Here is a 17511-nt window from a genome sequence, read left to right as displayed (position 1 = left end):
GACCGCGGCGGCCCGGCCCGGCCGCCGACCGAATCGCGTGGTCACCCCTGGCATCAGGGAGGATGAAAGTCCCCGCATCGGTTCCCCGCAGCCGCGGGCTGCGCGAATCGGCTTTCGGAAGCCGCCATGGGAAGATGGGACGCGTGTTGCGTTGGATCACCGCCGGGGAGTCGCATGGCCGTGCGCTGGTGGCCGTGCTCGAAGGCATGGTCGCCGGCGTGGAGGTCACCTCCCTGGACATTTCGGAGCAGTTGGCCCGCCGCCGGCTCGGTTACGGCCGCGGCGCCCGGATGGCGTTCGAGCGGGACGCGGTGAGCGTGCTGTCCGGGGTGCGCCACGGCGTCACCCTGGGCGGGCCCATCGCCGTCGAGATCGGCAATACCGAATGGCCGAAGTGGGAGACCGTGATGGCTCCCGACCCGGTCGACCCCGGCGAGCTGGCCGACAGCGCGCGCAACGCCCCGCTGACCCGGCCGCGGCCCGGCCACGCCGACTACGCGGGCATGCTCAAGTACGGCTTCGACGACGCCCGGCCGGTCCTGGAGCGGGCCAGCGCCCGGGAGACCGCGGCCCGCGTCGCCGCGGCGACCGTCGCCCGGTCGTTCCTGCGCCAGGCGCTGGGCGTCGAGGTGCTCTCGCACGTGATCGCGATCGGCCCGTCGGCGCCCTACGAGGGCCCGCCGCCGGGCCCGGGGGACCTGGCCGCGATCGACGCCAGCCCGGTCCGCGCGTACGACGAGGCGGCCGAAAAGGCGATGATCGCCGAGATCGAAGCGGCCAAGAAGGACGGCGACACCCTCGGCGGTGTGGTCGAGGTGGTCGCCCTGGGCCTGCCCGTCGGGCTGGGCTCGTTCACCAGCGGCGACAACCGGCTCGACAGCCAGCTCGCCGCCGCCGTCATGGGCATCCAGGCGATCAAGGGCGTCGAGATCGGCGACGGATTCGAGACCGCGCGCCGCCGCGGCAGCCGTGCCCACGACGAGATGTACCCGGGCCCCGACGGCGTGGTCCGCTCGACCAACCGCGCCGGCGGGCTCGAAGGCGGCATGACCAACGGCCAGCCGCTGCGCGTGCGCGCGGCGATGAAGCCGATTTCCACCGTCCCGCGCGCGCTGGCCACCGTCGACATGGCGACCGGCGACGAAGCCGTCGCGATCCACCAGCGCTCGGACGTGTGCGCGGTGCCCGCCGCCGGCGTGGTGGTCGAGGCCATGGTTGCGCTGGTGCTGGCCCGCGCCGCGCTGCAGAAATTCGGCGGCGATTCGCTGGCCGAAACCCGCCGCAACGTCGAGGCCTATCGCAGGGCGGTCGCCGAGCGGGAATCGCCGGCCGCCCGGGGCACGGCGTGATGGCGCCCAAAGCGGTCCTGATCGGGTTGCCGGGGTCGGGCAAGTCCACCATCGGGCGCCGGCTCGCCAAGGCGCTCGACGTCGGCTTCCTCGACACCGACGCGGCGATCGAGCAGCGGACCGGGCGGCGCATCGACGAGATCTTCGCCACCGACGGCGAACGGGAATTCCGGCGCATCGAAGAGGACGTGGTCCGCGCCGCGCTGGCCGACCACGACGGCGTGCTGTCGTTGGGCGGCGGCGCCGTCACCAGCCCCGGCGTCCGCGAGGCGCTCGCCGGCCACACCGTCGTCTACCTGGAGATCAGCGCCACCGAAGGCGTCCGGCGCACCGGCGGCAACACGGTGCGCCCGCTGCTGGCCGGGCCCGACCGCGCCGACAAATACCGCGCGCTGATGGCCGAACGCAGTCCGCTGTATCGCCGGGCGGCGACCATCCGCGTCGACACCAACCGCCGCAACCCCGGCGCGGTGGTCCGCTACATCGTCTCGCGGTTGCAGGCACCGGCGGGGGCGGCCACGTGAGGGCAGCGCCGGCGACGATGCAGAGCGAAGCGATGAGGAGGAGCGGCGCCATATGACAGCCGGTGACCCGGTCACCATCGAGGTGGCCGTCGACCCGCCGTACCCGGTGATCATCGGCACCGGCCTGCTGACGGAGCTCGAGGAGCTGCTCGGCGACCGGCACAAGGTGGCCATCGTGCACCAACCGGTCCTGGCCGAGACCGCCGAGCTGATCCGAAGCCGGTTGGCCGACAAGGGCGTTGACGCCCACCGCATCGAGATCCCGGACGCCGAGGACGGCAAGGATCTGCCGGTCGTGGGCTTTTTGTGGGAAGTGTTGGGCCGCATCGGGATCGGGCGCAAGGACGCGTTGGTCAGCCTCGGGGGCGGCGCGGCCACCGACGTCGCCGGTTTCGCGGCGGCCACCTGGTTGCGCGGCGTCGACATCGTGCACGTGCCCACGACGCTGCTGGGCATGGTCGACGCGGCCGTCGGCGGCAAGACCGGCATCAACACCGACGCGGGGAAGAACCTGGTCGGGTCGTTCCACCAGCCGCGCGCGGTCCTCGTCGATCTGGCGACGCTGCAAACGTTGCCGCACAACGAACTCGTCGCCGGGATGGCCGAAATCGTCAAGGCGGGCTTCATCGCCGATCCGGTGATCCTCGACCTCATCGAGGCCGACCCGAAAGCCGCCGTGGACCCTTCCGGTGAGGTGCTCGCGGAGCTGATCCGCCGCGCGATCGCGGTCAAGGCGGAGGTCGTCGCCGCCGACGAGAAGGAGTCCGAGCTGCGCGAGATCCTCAACTACGGGCACACATTGGGGCACGCGATCGAACGCCGGGAGCGCTACGAGTGGCGGCACGGCGCGGCGGTATCGGTGGGGCTGGTCTTCGCCGCGGAACTGGCCCGCCTCGCCGGGCGCCTCGACGACGCCACCACGCAGCGCCACCGCACCATTCTGTCCGCGCTCGGCCTGCCGGTCAGCTACGACGCCGACGCGTTGCCTCAGTTGCTGGAATACATGGCGGGGGACAAGAAGTCGCGCGCCGGTGTGCTGCGGTTCGTCGTCCTCGACGGGCTGGCGAAGCCCGGCCGGCTGGCCGGGCCCGACCCGTCGCTGTTGGCGGCGGCGTACGCCGGACTCGCGGAGGCGCAATCATGACCACCACGGTGAACGTGATCAACGGTCCCAACCTCGGCCGGCTCGGCCGGCGCGAGCCCGACGTGTACGGCGACACCACGCACGAGCAGCTGGCGGCGCTGATTGAGCGCGAAGCCGCCGGGCTCGGCCTCAAAGCCGTTGTGCGACAAAGCGACAACGAGGCGCAGCTACTGGACTGGATCCACGCGGCGGCCGACGCGAGCGAACCGGTGATCCTCAACGCCGGCGGGCTCACCCACACCTCGGTGGCGCTGCGCGACGCGTGCGCGGAATTGAGCGCGCCGCTGATCGAGGTGCACATCTCGAATGTGCATGCGCGCGAAGAGTTTCGGCGGCACTCCTACCTCAGCCCGGTCGCGACCGGAGTGATCGTGGGGCTGGGCGTGCAGGGCTATCTGCTCGCCCTGCGTTACCTGGCCGCCGCCGGCTAGTCCTTTTTCGGCTCCTCGCGGGCCGACGGGATGACCTCGGTCTTCGGGTCGTCCTCGGTCTTGGCGATCGTCTCGGTGGGGGATTCCTCCGTGGGCATCGTCTCCGTGGGCCCCTCGCGCTCGGCGGTGGCGACAGCGGAGGTCCGCTCTTCGGTCTGGGCGCCGGCCGCGGGAATCTCACCGGTGGGCGCGTCGTCGGCGCGCACCGCGGAGAACACGTCGGTGTCGGCGCGTTCCTCGTCAGTGCCGGGGCGGCGCGGCGGGGGATTGCGGTCCACCCGCCAGCGGCCGATGGTCACGCCGATGATGCCGGGCAGGAAGACGCACAGCGCGGTGAACGCCGCGAACGTCGTCACCTCGTTGATCAGCCCACCGGTGTACAGGCCGGTGTACACCAGCGCGATCAGCCAGGAGACGGCGCCACTGAGCAGGCCCGCGACCAGGCCGGCCAGCAGCCAGGTCATCGCCAGGTCGCCGCGTCGGTCCGGATCGGGGTTGGCGATGGCGTCGGCCCGGCCGTCCAGAACCCCCCACACGGCGACCCCGATGACGAACAGCAGCAGCAGCACCACGCTGAACAAACCCGCCTGGGTCTGCCACGCGTTGATCAGCGCACCTTGGAACAATCGAACGACGACCATCGCCGCGGCGTACACCAATCCGCGCAGCATCCAGTTACTCATGGCCCAAAAGCGTAGCGAGTACCGTCAAGACCCGTGACACATTCACAGCGTCGAGACAGGCTCAGAGCACGGCTGCAGACCAGCGGATTGGATGCGCTGCTGGTCACGGACCTGGTCAACGTCCGTTATCTCTCCGGATTCACCGGGTCCAACGGCGCGTTGCTGGTGTTCGCCGACGATCGAAGCCCCCTGCTGGCGACCGACGGCCGGTACCGCACCCAGGCCGCCGAGCAGGCGCCGGACTTGGAGGTCGCCATCGAGCGCGTGCTGGGGCGCTACCTGGTCGGGCAGGCCGCCGCGGCGGGTGCGCGAAAGCTGGGTTTCGAAAGCAACGTGGTGACCGTCGACGGATTCGACGCCCTGACCGGCGAGCTGAACGACCGGAAGGCGCCCACCGAACTGGTGAAGGCCGCCGGAACCGTCGAGGCGTTGCGCGAGGTCAAGGACGCCGGTGAGGTCGCCCTGCTGCGCCTGGCCTGCGAGGCGGCCGACGCCGCGCTCACCGACCTGGTGGCGCGCGGCGGGCTGCGGCCCGGCCGCACCGAACGCGAGGTCAGCAGGGAGCTCGAGGCCCTGATGCTCGACCACGGCGCCGACGCGATCTCGTTCGAGACCATCGTGGCCGCGGGGCCGAACTCGGCGATCCCGCATCATCGCCCCACCGACGCCGCGCTGGCGGCCGGTGATTTCGTCAAGATCGACTTCGGCGCGCTGGTCGGCGGCTACCACTCCGACATGACCCGCACGTTCGTGCTTGGCAAGGCCGCCGACTGGCAGCTGGAGATCTACCAATTGGTCGCCGACTCCCAGCGGGCCGGCCGGGAGGCGCTGCGCGCCGGCGCCGACCTGCGCGGGGTGGACGCCGCGGCCCGCCAGGTGATCGCCGACGCCGGCTACGGCGAGCAGTTCAGCCACAGCCTGGGCCATGGCGTGGGTCTGGAGATCCACGAGGCGCCGGGCATCGGCGCCACGTCCACCGGCACCTTGCTGGGCGAGTCCGTGGTGACCGTGGAACCCGGCGTCTACCTGCCCGGCCGCGGGGGCGTCCGCATCGAGGACACCCTGGTGGTGCCGGAAGAGGGCCGCGCGCAGGCCCCGGAACTGCTGACCAAATTCCCCAAGGAGCTGGCCGTTCTCTCCTAGCTCGGGGGGGTTGCGCGCCCGAGTAAGGTCGGGGGCGTGAACGGGGTGGCACGGGGGCTGGCGCGCCTGCGGGATTTCCGGTGGGACATGTACGCCCAGCCCCTACGCGAGACACGGCTGGAGATGGACATCGTCTATTTCGCCGTGCGGCTGCCGTTCGCCAGCGGGGTGACGCTGCGCGTCCCGCTGTTGACGATGATCAAGCCGTTGGCGTCGCACGAGGAACCATCCCGGGTCGACGGACAACACGCCCACCGCTGACACGTTCCACCCGTCAGCGCCCCGACCCCGGGCCGCGGGCCCGCGCCGGCGAGCACTCTAAACTGGCCGACAAGTCACAGACAGTTCCCTAGACGACTGTCCATCCCCGAGGAGACGTACCGAACCGTGGCAAGCACTGCCGATTTCAAGAATGGACTGGTGCTGGTGATCGACGGCCAGCTGTGGCAGATCGTCGAGTTCCAGCACGTCAAACCCGGCAAGGGCCCGGCGTTCGTGCGCACCAAGCTGAAGAATGTGCTGTCAGGCAAGGTCGTCGACAAGACGTACAACGCCGGGGTGAAGGTGGAAACCGCGACCGTGGACCGGCGCGACACCACCTACCTGTACCGCGACGGCTCGGACTTCGTGTTCATGGACAGCCAGGACTACGAGCAGCATCCGCTGCCGGAGTCGCTGGTCGGCGACGCCGCCCGGTTCCTGCTCGAGGGTCTGCCGGTGCAGGTGGCGTTCCACAACGGGGCGCCGCTCTACATCGAGCTGCCGGTGTCGGTCGAGATGGAGGTCACCCACACCGAGCCCGGCCTGCAGGGCGACCGGTCCAGCGCCGGCACCAAACCCGCCACCGTGGAAACCGGGGCCGAGATTCAGGTGCCGCTGTTCATCAACACCGGGGACAAGCTGAAGGTGGACACCCGCGACGGCAGCTACCTGGGACGTGTCAACGCGTGAGCCGGCCCGTTAAAGGGCGACATCAGGCTCGCAAGCGCGCCGTCGACCTGTTGTTCGAAGCCGAGGCGCGCGGATTGAGCCCCGCGGAGGTGGTCGACGTCCGCACCGGGCTCGCCGAGGCGAACCCCGAAATCGCGCCCCTGCAGCCGTATACGGCGGCGGTGGCGCGGGGCGTCGGCGAACACGCCGCACACGTCGACGACCTGATCAGCTCGCATCTGCAGGGCTGGACGCTGGACCGGCTGCCCGCCGTGGACCGCGCCATCCTGCGGGTCGCGGTGTGGGAGCTCCTCTACGCCGACGACGTGCCGGAGCCGGTCGCCGTCGACGAGGCCGTCCAGCTGGCCAAGGAGCTGTCCACCGACGACTCGCCGGGCTTCGTCAACGGGGTGCTCGGCCACGTCATGCTGGTCACCCCGCAGATCAGGGCGGCCGCCCAGGCCGTTCGGGGCGCGGCGGGTTCCGACGCCCCCGGCACAGCGGAGGACCACGGACCGCAGCCATGAGCCGGTTGGAGCTGCGCCTGGTCGTTGCGGCCGTGCTGGCCGCGGCGGTGGTGGTGGGTGCCGTGGTGTGCGCCGCCTACGGGTGGACCATCGTCGCCTCGGTGCTCTCGATCTTCGCGCTGGGGGTGGGCGCGTGGCTGTATCACTGCGTCGAACGGGTGGCCGTCGCCCGCCGCATCAGCACGGTGCGTTCGGCGGCCCGGCCGCTGCAGCCGCTGCTGCCGGTGATGGCCGCGATCATGGGCCTGACGCAGGGCGTGGTGCGAGCGCTCAGCGACGTCACCGACCTGCCGGCCCGTAGCCGGGAGTTGCCCGTGCTGCGGTGGGCGGACGCCCGGGCAAACCGGCGGATGATCGAAGGTGGTGACGAGCCGGATCACTGATCAAGCTCAGGTGAAACGGCCACGGTCGGGGCGCGGCGGGTTGACAATACGAGTTGGACTGCAGCGGCGGCGATCCGAGAAGAACAGGTGAGGTCATGATCCGATACAGCACCCAGCCGCGACGACTTCGAGTCTCCGCGCTGGCGGCGGTGGCCAACCCGTCCTACGCCCGGGTCGACACCTGGAACCTGCTCGACGACGCGTGCCGCCACCTCGCCGAGGTGGATCTCGCCGGCTTGGACAAAACCCACGACGTGGCCCGGGTGAAGCGTTTGATGGACCGCATCGCCGCCTACGAGCGCTACTGGCTGTACCCGGGCGCGGAAAACCTGGCGGTCTTCCGCGCGCACCTGGAGAGCCTGTCCACGGTGCGGCTCACCGAAGAGGTCTCCCTGGCCGTGCGGCTGCTGAGCGAATACGGCGACCGCGCAGGCCTTTTCGACACCTCGGCGCCGCTGGATGACCAGGAGCTGGTGGCGCAGGCCAAACAGCAGCACTTCTACACCGTGTTGCTCGCCGACGACGCCCCCAGCACGGCGCCGGACAGCCTGGCCGAATGCCTGCGGGCGCTGCGTTGCCCGTCCGACGATGTGCAGTTCGAGATCCTGGTCGTCCCCAGCGTCGAGGACGCGATCACCGCCGTCGCTTTGAACGGGGAGATCCAGGCCGCGATCATCCGCGACGACCTGCCGCTGCGCTCGCGTGACCGGCTGCCGCTGATGAACACGCTGCTCGGGCCCAACGAGGACGCGGACGGCGTCATCCCCGACCGCGCCAACGACTGGGTCGAGTGCGGCGAATGGATCAGGGAGCTGCGGCCCCACATCGACCTGTACCTGCTCACCGACGAGTCGATCGCGGCGGGCGACGACAGCGAGCCCGACGTCTACGACCGGACGTTCTACCGGCTCAACGACGTCACCGATCTGCACAGCACAGTGCTCGCCGGGCTGCGGAACCGTTATGCCACACCGTTTTTCGACGCGCTGCGGGCGTATGCGGCGGCGCCGGTCGGCCAGTTCCACGCGCTGCCCGTCGCGCGCGGCGCCAGCATCTTCAACTCCAGGTCTCTGCAGGACATGGGGGAGTTCTACGGCCGCAACATCTTCATGGCCGAAACCTCCACCACCTCCGGCGGTCTGGACTCGCTGCTCGACCCGCACGGCAACATCAAGAAGGCGATGGACAAGGCCGCGAAAACGTGGAACGCCGACCACACCTACTTCGTCACCAACGGGACGTCGACCGCCAACAAGATCGTCGTGCAGTCGCTGACCCGGCCCGGCGACATCGTGCTGATCGACCGCAACTGCCACAAGTCGCACCACTACGGGCTGGTGCTGGCCGGCGCCTACCCGCTCTACCTGGACGCCTATCCGTTGCCGCAGTTCGCGATCTACGGGGCGGTGTCGCTGCGCACCATCAAGCAGACGCTGCTGGACCTGGAGGCGGCGGGACAACTGGACCGCGTGCGGATGCTGCTGCTGACCAACTGCACGTTCGACGGCGTCGTCTACAACCCGCTGCAGGTCATGCAGGAGGTGCTGGCGATCAAGCCGGACATCTGCTTTCTGTGGGACGAGGCGTGGTACGCCTTCGCGACGGCGGTGCCGTGGGCGCGGCAGCGGACCGCGATGGTGGCCGCCGAACGCCTCGAGCACATGCTGGCATCGCCGGAATACGTTGAGGAATACCGGAAATGGGCCGCGTCGATGGACGGGGTCGACCGGTCGGAGTGGATCGAGCGTGAGCTGATGCCCGATCCGGCGAGCGCGCGGGTCCGCGTCTACGCGACGCACTCCACGCACAAATCGCTGTCGGCGCTGCGGCAGGCGTCGATGATCCACGTCCGTGACCAGGATTTCAACGCACTCACCCGCGACGCGTTCGGGGAGGCGTTTTTGACCCACACGTCGACCTCACCGAACCAGCAGCTGCTCGCGTCGCTGGACCTGGCCCGCCGCCAGGTCGACATCGAGGGTTTCCAACTCGTCCGGCAGGTCTACGACATGGCGCTGGTCTTCCGGCACCGGGTCCGCAAGGACCGGCTGATCAGCAAGTGGTTCCGCATCCTCGACGAATCCGATTTGGTGCCCGAGGAATTCCGGGAGTCGTCGGTCAGTTCGTACCGCGAGGTCAGGCAGGGCGCGCTGGCCGAATGGAACGAGGCGTGGCGCTCCGACCAGTTCGTGCTGGACGCGACGCGCGTAACCCTGTTCGTCGGCGCGACCGGGATGAACGGTTACGACTTCCGCGAGAAGATCCTGATGGAGCGGTTCGGCATCCAGATCAACAAGACGTCGATCAACAGCGTGTTGTTGATCTTCACGATCGGCGTCACCTGGTCGAGCGTGCACTACCTGCTCGACGTGTTGCGGAGGGTGGCAATCGATTTCGACCGCACCGAAAAGGCGGCGAGCGTGGCGGACCGGGCGCTGCAGCAGCGCCACGTCGAGGAGATCACCGAGGACCTGCCGCACCTGCCCGACTTCAGCGAGTTCGACGTCGCGTTCCGGCCCGTCGACGAATGCAACTTCGGTGACATGCGGTCGGCGTTCTACGCCGGATACGAAGAGGCCGATCGCGAGCACGTGCTGATCGGCATGGCGGGCCGGCGGCTGGCCGAGGGCAAGACGCTGGTGTCGACGACGTTCGTGGTGCCCTACCCGCCGGGCTTCCCGGTGCTGGTGCCCGGCCAGGTGGTCTCCAAGGAGATCGTCTACTTCCTGGCCCAGCTCGACGTCAAGGAAATCCACGGCTACAACCCCGATTTGGGGCTGTCGGTCTTCACCGAGACGGCGCTGGCGCGCATGGAAGCGCAACGCAACGCCGCGGCGGCCGCGGTGGGCTCGGTGACCGCGGCGTTCGAGCTGCCCGCAGACGCCTCCGTCGCCTCCGGCATGAACGGGGCGCGCAACGGCGCGCCGGCGGTGCCGTCGGTCGCCGACAACACCTGACGCGCGCGTCGGGTTCTGCTCATCCAGATCGCAACACCGGCGGATCGCCGCAGGTGGCGCAATGGCGCGTCGGTCCGAGGTTTCCGCTGGTCGGGCGCGAACGGGACCCGGCGCAATGCGGCTGGGCGCCGTCGCCGACGCTGCCCGGCGGCCCGGAAAGGGCCCCTGAGCTGCGTTAGCGTGGCGGCGTGGCGCAACCAGTACCCGTCGGGGATGTTCAAGGCTCGCGGGCCAGCCGCGCCCGCCGGGTCGCCGACGTGTTGCGCCAGCAGATCCACGCCGACGCCTACCCGGACGGCCTGCCGGCCGAACTCGATCTGGCCGCCGAGTTCTCGGTCTCGCGCAACACCGTTCGCGAAGCGCTGACCGTCCTCAAGCACGAGGGGCTGATCGACCGCGGGCCCAGGGTCGGCACCCACGTCGCGCAGCGCAAGTACGACCACGGGCTCGACGCGCTGCTGGGCCTGAAGGAAACGTTCAAGGATCTCGGCGAGGTGCGCAACGAGGTGCGGGCGGCCATGCCGGTCACCGCGCCGCCGTCGGTGGCCCGCCGGTTGCGGCTGAAACCGGGGGAGCGGGCGGTGTTCGTCGAGCGGCTGCGCTACCTCGGGGACCTGCCGCTCAGCCTGGACCTCACCTACCTCGCCCCGGACATCGGCGCCCAGGTCCTGAACCATCCCCTGGAAACCGACGACCTGTTCGCGCTCATCGAGGAGGTCAGCGGGCAGCGGCTGGGCTCGGCGGCGCTGGCGCTCGAGGCCATCCCCGCCGACGCGCACTCGGCGGCCACGCTGCAGGTGCCCGACGGCGCGGCGCTGCTGATGCTGGAGCGCCTCACCAGCCTCGCCGACGGCACCCCCGTCGACCTCGAGTACATCCGGATGCGCGGCGACCGAATCACCATGCGCGGCAATCTTGTCCGAGCCGAAACGAGGAGCAACCCATGACGCTGATCAACAACACGCGCGCGGACGTGCCGGTGACGATCGACGAGTCGCTGTGCATCGACGGCTGCACGCTGTGCGTGGAGGTCTGCCCGCTCGACGCGCTGGCCATCAACCCCGACACCGGCAAGGCCTTCATGCATGTCGACGAATGCTGGTACTGCGGCCCCTGCGCGGCCCGCTGTCCGACCGGCGCCGTCACCGTCAACATGCCCTATCTCCTTCGCTGAAAAGCGTTTATCCCCAGGATTCTTCGATGAGACGACACGCCGTCTGGCCGGCGTCGGTGATGATCGCGATCGCCGCGTTCACCTCCGGGTGCTCGCTGGAATCCCTGTCGCAGTCATCCGGCGTGGTCAACGTGGTGGTGGGATACCAGTCCAAGACCATCAACACCGTCACCGCGGGCACGCTGCTGCGCGCACAGGGCTACCTCGAACACCGCCTTGCCGACATCACCACCCGCACCGGCACCAAATACGCGGTGCGGTGGCAGGATTACGACACCGGCGCCCCGATCACCGCGCAGATGCTCGCCGAGAAGATCGACATCGGCTCGATGGGCGACTATCCGATGCTGATCAACGGCTCCAAGACGCAGGCCAACCCGCTGGCCCGCACCGAGATCGTCTCCATCACCGGCTACAACCCCAAGGGCGCCCTCAACATGGTGGTGGTGACCCCGGATTCGCGCGCCAAGGGCCTGGCCGACCTCGCCGGCACCAAGGTCTCCGCCAGCGTCGGGTCGGCCGGCCACGGCACCCTGGTGCGCGCGCTGGGCAGGGCCGGCGTCACCGGCGTCGAGGTGCTCAACCAGCAACCGCAGGTCGGGGCATCGGCGCTGGAATCCGGTCAGGTACAGGCGCTTTCGCAATTCGTCGCCTGGCCGGGGCTGCTGGTCTATCAGGGCAAGGCCAAGCTGCTCTACGACGGGGCCGAGCTGAACCTGCCCACCCTGCACGGTGTGGTGGTGCGCCGCTCCTACGCGTCGGCGCACCCGGAGGTGCTGGGCGCCTTCCTGCAGGCGCAGTTGGACGCCACCGATTTCCTCAACGACAAGCCGCTGCAGGCCGCCCGCATCGTGGCCAAGGAAAGCGGGCTGCCCCAGGAGGTCGTCTACCTCTACAACGGTCCCGGGGGCACGTCGTTCGACACCACGCTGAAGCCCTCGCTGGTCGAGGCGCTGAAAAGCGATGTGCCGTACCTGAAGTCGATCGGTGACTTCGCCGATCTCGATGTGGCGAAGTTCGTCGTGGACGAACCGCTGCGCGCGGTGTTCACCGCCCGCGGCCTCGACTATGCGGCGTCGCGGGCGCGCACCGCCAACCCGTCGGCGCTGCGCGGCGACCCCGCGCTGGCCAGCGAGCTGTGGCTGGACGGGGCCGACGCCACGCAGACGGTCGCGACCCCGACCGCGCTGCTGCAGGCCGTGCGGGACGCGGTCAGCCACGGAGCCAAGGTCCGCGCCGCCTACGTTCCCGACGCCGAGCTCGGCACCCGCTGGTTCGCCGACAAGGCGTTCTGGGTCAAAGACGGGCAGAACTACCTGCCGTTCGGCACCCCGGCCGGGGCGAACCGGTACCTCGCCGGTCACCCGCGCGGTGTCGCCATGGATTACCAAGAGGCACTGGGAGGTTCGGTATGACTGCCCACGTGGTGGCCGATCAAGTCCTCGGCGTCGTCTCGACGCCCGCGGTGGCGCGGCCGCGGCGGATCGCGGCACGGTGGCAGTCTCGGCTGCTGCGGCTGGCGTCGGTGGCCGCCGCGATCGGGGTGTGGCAATTGCTCACCGCGGACAAGGTGCGGCTGTTGCTGCGATTCGACACGCTGCCCACCGTCACCGAGATCGTCAACGCGCTGCACCGCCGGCTCGGCACCGGCGAGTACTGGCTCGACCTGGCGCAGTCGCTGATCCGCATCCTGACCGGGTTCGGGCTGGCCGCCGTCGTCGGCGTCGCGACCGGTGTGCTGCTGGGCCGCTCGCGGTTGTTCGCCGACGTGTTCGGGCCGCTGGTGGAGCTGGCCCGGCCCATCCCGGCGATCGCCATGGTGCCGGTGGCCATCCTGCTGTTCCCGACCGACGAGGCCGGCATCGTGTTCATCACGTTCCTGGCGGCCTACTTCCCGATCATGGTCTCCACCCGGCACGCGGTGCGCGCGCTGCCCACCCTGTGGGAGGACTCGGTGCGCACGCTCGGCGGCGGCCGCTGGCAGGTGCTCACCCAGGTGGTGCTGCCCGGCATCCTGCCGGGTGTGTTCGGCGGGTTGTCCGTCGGCATGGGCGTGGCCTGGATCTGCGTGATCTCCGCCGAGATGATCTCCGGGCGCCTGGGCGTCGGCTACCGCACCTGGCAGGACTACACCGTGCTGGCCTACCCGCGGGTGTTCGTCGGCATCATCACCATCGGGGTGCTGGGATTCGTGACGTCGGCGGCCGTCGAGTTGGTGGGCCGCCGCGTGACCCGCTGGCTGCCGCGCGCCCAGGAGGGCGCACGATGACCGCGACCAAGACCGGGATGGGCCTCGAGCTGGACCGGGTTCGCTTGTCCTACAACGGTCCTGCGGTGATCGACGACCTGAGCCTGGTGGTGCGGCCGGGCGAGATCCTGGTGCTGACCGGGCCGTCGGGCTGCGGCAAGTCGACCGTGCTGCGCGCCCTGGCCGGCCTGCTCTTACCCGACGGCGGCCGCGTGCTGGCCGACGGCGACCCCGTCGAAACCACCTCGGGCGACCGGGGAATGGTGTTCCAGGACAACGCATTACTGCCCTGGCGCACCGTGCGGTCCAACATCGAATTGGCGCTGCGCCTGCGCGGCGCACCCCGGGCCGGCCGGCGCGCCGCCGCCGAACGCTGGATCGACGAACTCGGGCTCACCGGATTCGGCAACTATTTGCCCAAGAGCCTGTCCGGCGGGATGCGCCAGCGCGTCCAGCTCGCGCGGGGCCTGGCCGGGGCGCCCCGGGCGGTCATGATGGACGAGCCGTTCGGCGCGCTGGACACCCAGACGCGCGCCGCCATGCAGCGGCTGCTGATCGACACCTGGCGCACCCACCCGACCACGATCGTGTTCGTCACCCACGACGTCGACGAGGCGCTGGCGCTGGGGGACCGCATCGTGGTGCTGGGCCGCGCCGGTGAGCCGGTGCGTGCCTCGATCGAGGTGCCGGAGCCGCGCAGCGACCGGCCACAGCAGGAGTTGCGCGCGCAGATCATCGCCGCGCTGAACCACGCGGAGGTTCCATGATGCAGATTCCCGACCCGGCGGCACCGGTCCGGCTCGACTGTGACGTCCTGGTCATCGGCGGCGGCACCGCCGGCACCATGGCGGCACTGTCCGCCGCCGAGAACGGCGCGCAGGTGCTGTTGCTGGAGAAGGCCCACGTGCGGCACTCGGGCGCCCTGGCGATGGGCATGGACGGCGTCAACAACGCGGTGATCCCCGGCAAGGCCGAACCCGAGGACTACGTCGCCGAGATCACCCGCGCCAACGACGGAATCGTCAACCAGCGCACCATCTATCAGACCGCCACCCGCGGGTTCGCGATGGTGCAGCGTCTCGAGCGCTATGGGGTGAAGTTCGAGAAGAACGAGCACGGTGAATACGCCGTGCGCCGGGTGCACCGCTCGGGCTCGTACGTGCTGCCGATGCCCGAGGGCAAGGACGTGAAAAAGGCGCTGTACCGGGTGCTGCGGCAACGGTCGATGCGCGAGAAGATCCGGATCGAGAACCGGCTGATGCCGGTGCGGGTGCTGGTGGATGGCGGCCGCGCGGTGGGCGCCGCGGCGCTGAACACGCGCAGCGGCGAGTTCGTCACCGTCGGCGCCAAGGCGGTCATCCTGGCGACCGGGGCGTGCGGCCGGCTCGGGCTGCCCGCCTCGGGCTACCTGTACGGCACGTACGAGAACCCGACCAACGCTGGCGACGGCTACTCGATGGCCTACCACGCGGGCGCCGAGCTGTCGGGCATCGAATGCTTCCAGGTCAACCCGCTGATCAAGGACTACAACGGGCCGGCGTGCGCGTACGTGGCCAATCCCTTTGGCGGATACCAGGTCAACGCGCACGGCGAGCGGTTCGTGGACTCCGACTACTGGTCGGGGCAGATGATGGCCGAGGTCAAAAGCGAGATCGACTCCGCGCGCGGGCCCATCTATCTCAAGGTGACGCATCTGTCCGACGAGACGCTGACGGCGCTGGAAAACATCCTGCACACCACCGAACGGCCCACCCGGGGCACGTTCCACGCCAACCGGGGCCACGACTACCGCACCCACGACATCGAGATGCATATCTCCGAGATCGGTTTGTGCAGTGGGCATTCCGCGTCCGGCGTGTGGGTCGACGAGCAGGCCCGCACCACGGTGCCCGGCCTGTACGCCGCCGGGGACATGGCCTGCGTCCCGCACAACTACATGATCGGGGCGTTCGTGTTCGGCGACCTGGCCGGCACGCACGCCGCGTCCACCCTGGCCGACGTCGCCGCGCCGCAACGGCTTCCGTCCGACCAGGTGCGCGAGGCGCACGAGCTGATCTACCGGCCGCTGCGCCACCCCGACGGGCCGCCGCAGCCGCAGGTCGAATACAAGCTGCGCCGCTTCGTCAACGACTATGTCGCCCCGCCCAAGACGGCGGCCAAACTGTCGCTCGCGATCCGCACCTTCGAGCGGATGAGCGAGGAGATCGCCGAGATGGGCGCCCGCAACCCGCACGAGCTGATGCGCGCGGTGGAGGTGTCGTTCATCCGGGACTGCGCCGAGATGGCCGCCCGATCCTCGCACACCCGCACCGAATCGCGGTGGGGCCTCTATCACGACCGCGCCGATCTGCCCGGCCGCGACGACGCCCAGTGGGGCTACCACCTCAACCTTCGCAAAGACGCCGGCGGGGAGATGGTGTTCCTCAAGCGGCCGGTGGCGCCGTACTTCGTGCCGGTCCCGGAGCTGGACGGCCTGCCGCCCACCGACCGGACCGTGTACCCGGTGGAGGAGCCGCCGCTGATCGGCGGCCAGGCCCCGGCCACGGCGGTGTCCCGAATCGCCTCGGCGACAACGGCTTTCGAGGCGCCCTCGCCTCGCATCGCCGAAGTGCTGGCGCTCGAGGAGCCGACGGTCGCCGACCTGGCGCGCTACCTGGCCGACTTCGATCCCGGCGTGCGCCGCACCGCGGTGGCCACGCTGACCGAGCACATCCCCGACGGGTACGCCCCCGCGCTGTTGGCGGTGCTGGGCGACGACGACGCGGCCGTGCGCCGCACCGGCGCCGACGGGATCCGCGAACTGGTCGAGGTGCTGCCCGAGCCCGAAAAGGCCCGGGAATACCTGGATTCGGCCGACCGCGTGGTGCGGGCGGCGGCGCTGTACGTGCTGGCGGCACGCCGCGCCGGTGACGGCGCCCACTACCGCCGCGCCCTCGCCGATGCCGATCATCGGGTCCGCATCGAGGCGGTGCGCGCGCTGGTGTCCGTCGACGACGTGCAGGGCGTCGTCGACGCCGCCGGCGACGAGAACCGGGAGGTCCGGATCGCCGCGGCCGCCGGTCTGGCGACGCTAGCGGCGGTGGCAGCCCCAGCTAGCCGGGCGGTGCGCGGGCTGGTCGCCGACACCGACCCGTTGGTCCGTGCCGCCGGCCTCGCCGCGCTGGGTGAGATAGGTTGCAGCCAAGACGATTACGCCGCCGTCACGCAGGCGCTACGGGCCCCGGCCTGGCAGGTGCGCGAAGGCGCGGCGCGCGCGCTGGCCGGCGCGGCTGCGGATTTCGCGGTTCCCCAGCTGTCCGAGGCGCTCAGCGACGCGCACCTGGACGTGCGCAAGGCGGCGGTGCTCAGCCTGACGCGCTGGGCGGCCGAACCCGACGCCCGCGACGCGCTTGGGATCGCGCTCAAGGACAGCGACGCCGACGTGCGGGCCTACGCCCGCCGGGCGCTCGAGCACGACGGCTCGCTGCAGAACGGCTAGTCAGCGCAGGATCTTGGCGTAGAGGAGGCTGTCCTGCGGCTCGGGTCCCATCGTGGGGTAGACGGCGTGCCGGGCCAGCCGGCCCTCCAGGAAGAAGCCGGCGTGCTCGAGCAGACGCGCCGAGCGTTCGTTGTCGACGCTGCAGGTGGCCCAGACCCGATACACGTCGCGATCGGCGTCGAGCGCGGTTAGCAGCATGCCGAGCACCTCCGACATCAGGCCCTTGCCCCACCACCGCCGGCCCAGGCAGTAGCCGATCTCGACCGAGTGCGCCGCCGTGCGTCGGCAGCTGGCCAGCCCGACGACCTCGCCGCGGTGCCGCAGTTCGATCACCCAGGTCTTCTCGTCGGCGGCCGCGTTGAGCTTTTCGGTGATCACCCGCCGCGTCGCCGCGACGTCGGGATGCGGTGCCCACAGCAGATACTTGGTGACCTGCGGATCGCGCGCGACCCGCTGGTACAGCGGTCCGGCGTCGTCGAGCGTGGGTAGGCGCAGGGTCAGCCGCGGCCCGTTGATGCGGTCGGGTGGGTAGTCGGGCAT

Annotated in this window: 18 protein-coding genes; 16 read left to right on the top strand and 2 right to left on the bottom strand. The window is 70.3% G+C overall.

Going from position 1 to position 17511, the window contains the following annotated elements; genetic code table 11:
* Positions 1–143 precede the first annotated feature (143 nt).
* The 4 genes from aroC to aroQ are packed head-to-tail and all read left to right on the top strand — an operon-like array spanning position 144 to position 3448.
* Positions 144–1349, top strand: coding sequence for a chorismate synthase (gene aroC / locus W7U_RS11960; protein WP_008258240.1), 1206 nt, complete (start codon positions 144–146; stop codon positions 1347–1349).
* On the top strand, positions 1349–1873 hold the full coding sequence (locus W7U_RS11955; RefSeq protein WP_008258238.1) for a shikimate kinase: 525 nt from the start codon (positions 1349–1351) through the stop codon (positions 1871–1873). Before aroC ends, W7U_RS11955 begins: the two co-directional genes overlap by 1 nt.
* 52 nt (positions 1874–1925) lie before the next feature.
* Positions 1926–3017: a 3-dehydroquinate synthase gene (aroB, locus tag W7U_RS11950; protein ID WP_008258237.1), complete on the top strand. Its 1092-nt coding sequence runs from the start codon at positions 1926–1928 to the stop codon at positions 3015–3017.
* Positions 3014–3448, top strand: a complete 435-nt coding sequence (aroQ, locus tag W7U_RS11945) for a type II 3-dehydroquinate dehydratase (RefSeq protein ID WP_008258236.1) — start codon at positions 3014–3016, stop codon at positions 3446–3448. Before aroB ends, aroQ begins: the two co-directional genes overlap by 4 nt.
* Here the strand turns inward: aroQ and W7U_RS11940 are convergent.
* Entirely contained in the window at positions 3445–4131 is a 687-nt protein-coding gene (locus tag W7U_RS11940) for a B-4DMT family transporter (protein WP_009955904.1), read from the bottom strand. The two genes, aroQ and W7U_RS11940, sit on opposite strands and share 4 nt — an antisense overlap.
* A 33-nt stretch (positions 4132–4164) precedes the next feature.
* On the opposite strand from W7U_RS11940, the gene W7U_RS11935 reads away from it, so the two are divergent.
* From W7U_RS11935 to W7U_RS11880, 12 genes are all read left to right on the top strand, one after another.
* Positions 4165–5274 carry a Xaa-Pro peptidase family protein gene (locus tag W7U_RS11935; protein ID WP_008258234.1) on the top strand — a complete coding sequence of 370 codons (1110 nt, stop codon included), beginning with the start codon at positions 4165–4167 and terminating at the stop codon, positions 5272–5274.
* Between the two features lie 36 nt (positions 5275–5310).
* Complete coding sequence (locus W7U_RS11930) at positions 5311–5535, top strand: hypothetical protein (protein WP_008258233.1); 225 nt, start codon at positions 5311–5313, stop codon at positions 5533–5535.
* A 126-nt stretch (positions 5536–5661) separates the two neighbouring features.
* Positions 5662–6225 (top strand): elongation factor P, encoded by a 564-nt coding sequence (gene efp, locus W7U_RS11925; protein WP_007171952.1) that lies wholly within the window; start codon positions 5662–5664, stop codon positions 6223–6225.
* Positions 6222–6731 carry a transcription antitermination factor NusB gene (nusB, locus tag W7U_RS11920; RefSeq protein ID WP_008258232.1) on the top strand — a complete coding sequence of 170 codons (510 nt, stop codon included), beginning with the start codon at positions 6222–6224 and terminating at the stop codon, positions 6729–6731. The genes efp and nusB overlap by 4 nt, the downstream gene beginning before the upstream one ends.
* Positions 6728–7114 carry a hypothetical protein gene (locus tag W7U_RS11915; RefSeq protein WP_008258231.1) on the top strand — a complete coding sequence of 129 codons (387 nt, stop codon included), beginning with the start codon at positions 6728–6730 and terminating at the stop codon, positions 7112–7114. The genes nusB and W7U_RS11915 overlap by 4 nt, the downstream gene beginning before the upstream one ends.
* 95 nt (positions 7115–7209) lie before the next feature.
* Positions 7210–10071, top strand: a complete 2862-nt coding sequence (locus W7U_RS11910; protein WP_008258230.1) for an aminotransferase class I/II-fold pyridoxal phosphate-dependent enzyme — start codon at positions 7210–7212, stop codon at positions 10069–10071.
* Positions 10072–10259: 188 nt separating this feature from the next.
* Positions 10260–11018: a GntR family transcriptional regulator gene (locus W7U_RS11905; protein ID WP_036429023.1), complete on the top strand. Its 759-nt coding sequence runs from the start codon at positions 10260–10262 to the stop codon at positions 11016–11018.
* The gene (locus W7U_RS11900) at positions 11015–11245 is read left to right on the top strand and encodes a ferredoxin family protein (RefSeq protein ID WP_008258228.1); all 231 of its coding nucleotides are present in this window, start codon (positions 11015–11017) and stop codon (positions 11243–11245) included. Before W7U_RS11905 ends, W7U_RS11900 begins: the two co-directional genes overlap by 4 nt.
* A gap of 26 nt (positions 11246–11271) precedes the next feature.
* Positions 11272–12660 carry an ABC transporter substrate-binding protein gene (locus tag W7U_RS11895; RefSeq protein WP_014385279.1) on the top strand — a complete coding sequence of 463 codons (1389 nt, stop codon included), beginning with the start codon at positions 11272–11274 and terminating at the stop codon, positions 12658–12660.
* Positions 12657–13514, top strand: a complete 858-nt coding sequence (locus tag W7U_RS11890; protein WP_020822982.1) for an ABC transporter permease — start codon at positions 12657–12659, stop codon at positions 13512–13514. Before W7U_RS11895 ends, W7U_RS11890 begins: the two co-directional genes overlap by 4 nt.
* On the top strand, positions 13511–14260 hold the full coding sequence (locus W7U_RS11885; protein ID WP_008258209.1) for an ABC transporter ATP-binding protein: 750 nt from the start codon (positions 13511–13513) through the stop codon (positions 14258–14260). The genes W7U_RS11890 and W7U_RS11885 overlap by 4 nt, the downstream gene beginning before the upstream one ends.
* The gene (locus W7U_RS11880; protein ID WP_008258208.1) at positions 14257–16971 is read left to right on the top strand and encodes a fumarate reductase/succinate dehydrogenase flavoprotein subunit; all 2715 of its coding nucleotides are present in this window, start codon (positions 14257–14259) and stop codon (positions 16969–16971) included. Before W7U_RS11885 ends, W7U_RS11880 begins: the two co-directional genes overlap by 4 nt.
* On the opposite strand, the gene W7U_RS11875 is transcribed toward W7U_RS11880, so the two are convergent.
* Entirely contained in the window at positions 16972–17511 is a 540-nt protein-coding gene (locus W7U_RS11875; protein WP_008258207.1) for a GNAT family N-acetyltransferase, read from the bottom strand.

The sequence above is a fragment of the Mycobacterium sp. H4Y genome (assembly GCF_000364405.1).
GTDB lineage: Bacteria > Actinomycetota > Actinomycetes > Mycobacteriales > Mycobacteriaceae > Mycobacterium > Mycobacterium intracellulare.
This window is presented reverse-complemented; position numbering and strand designations above follow the sequence as displayed.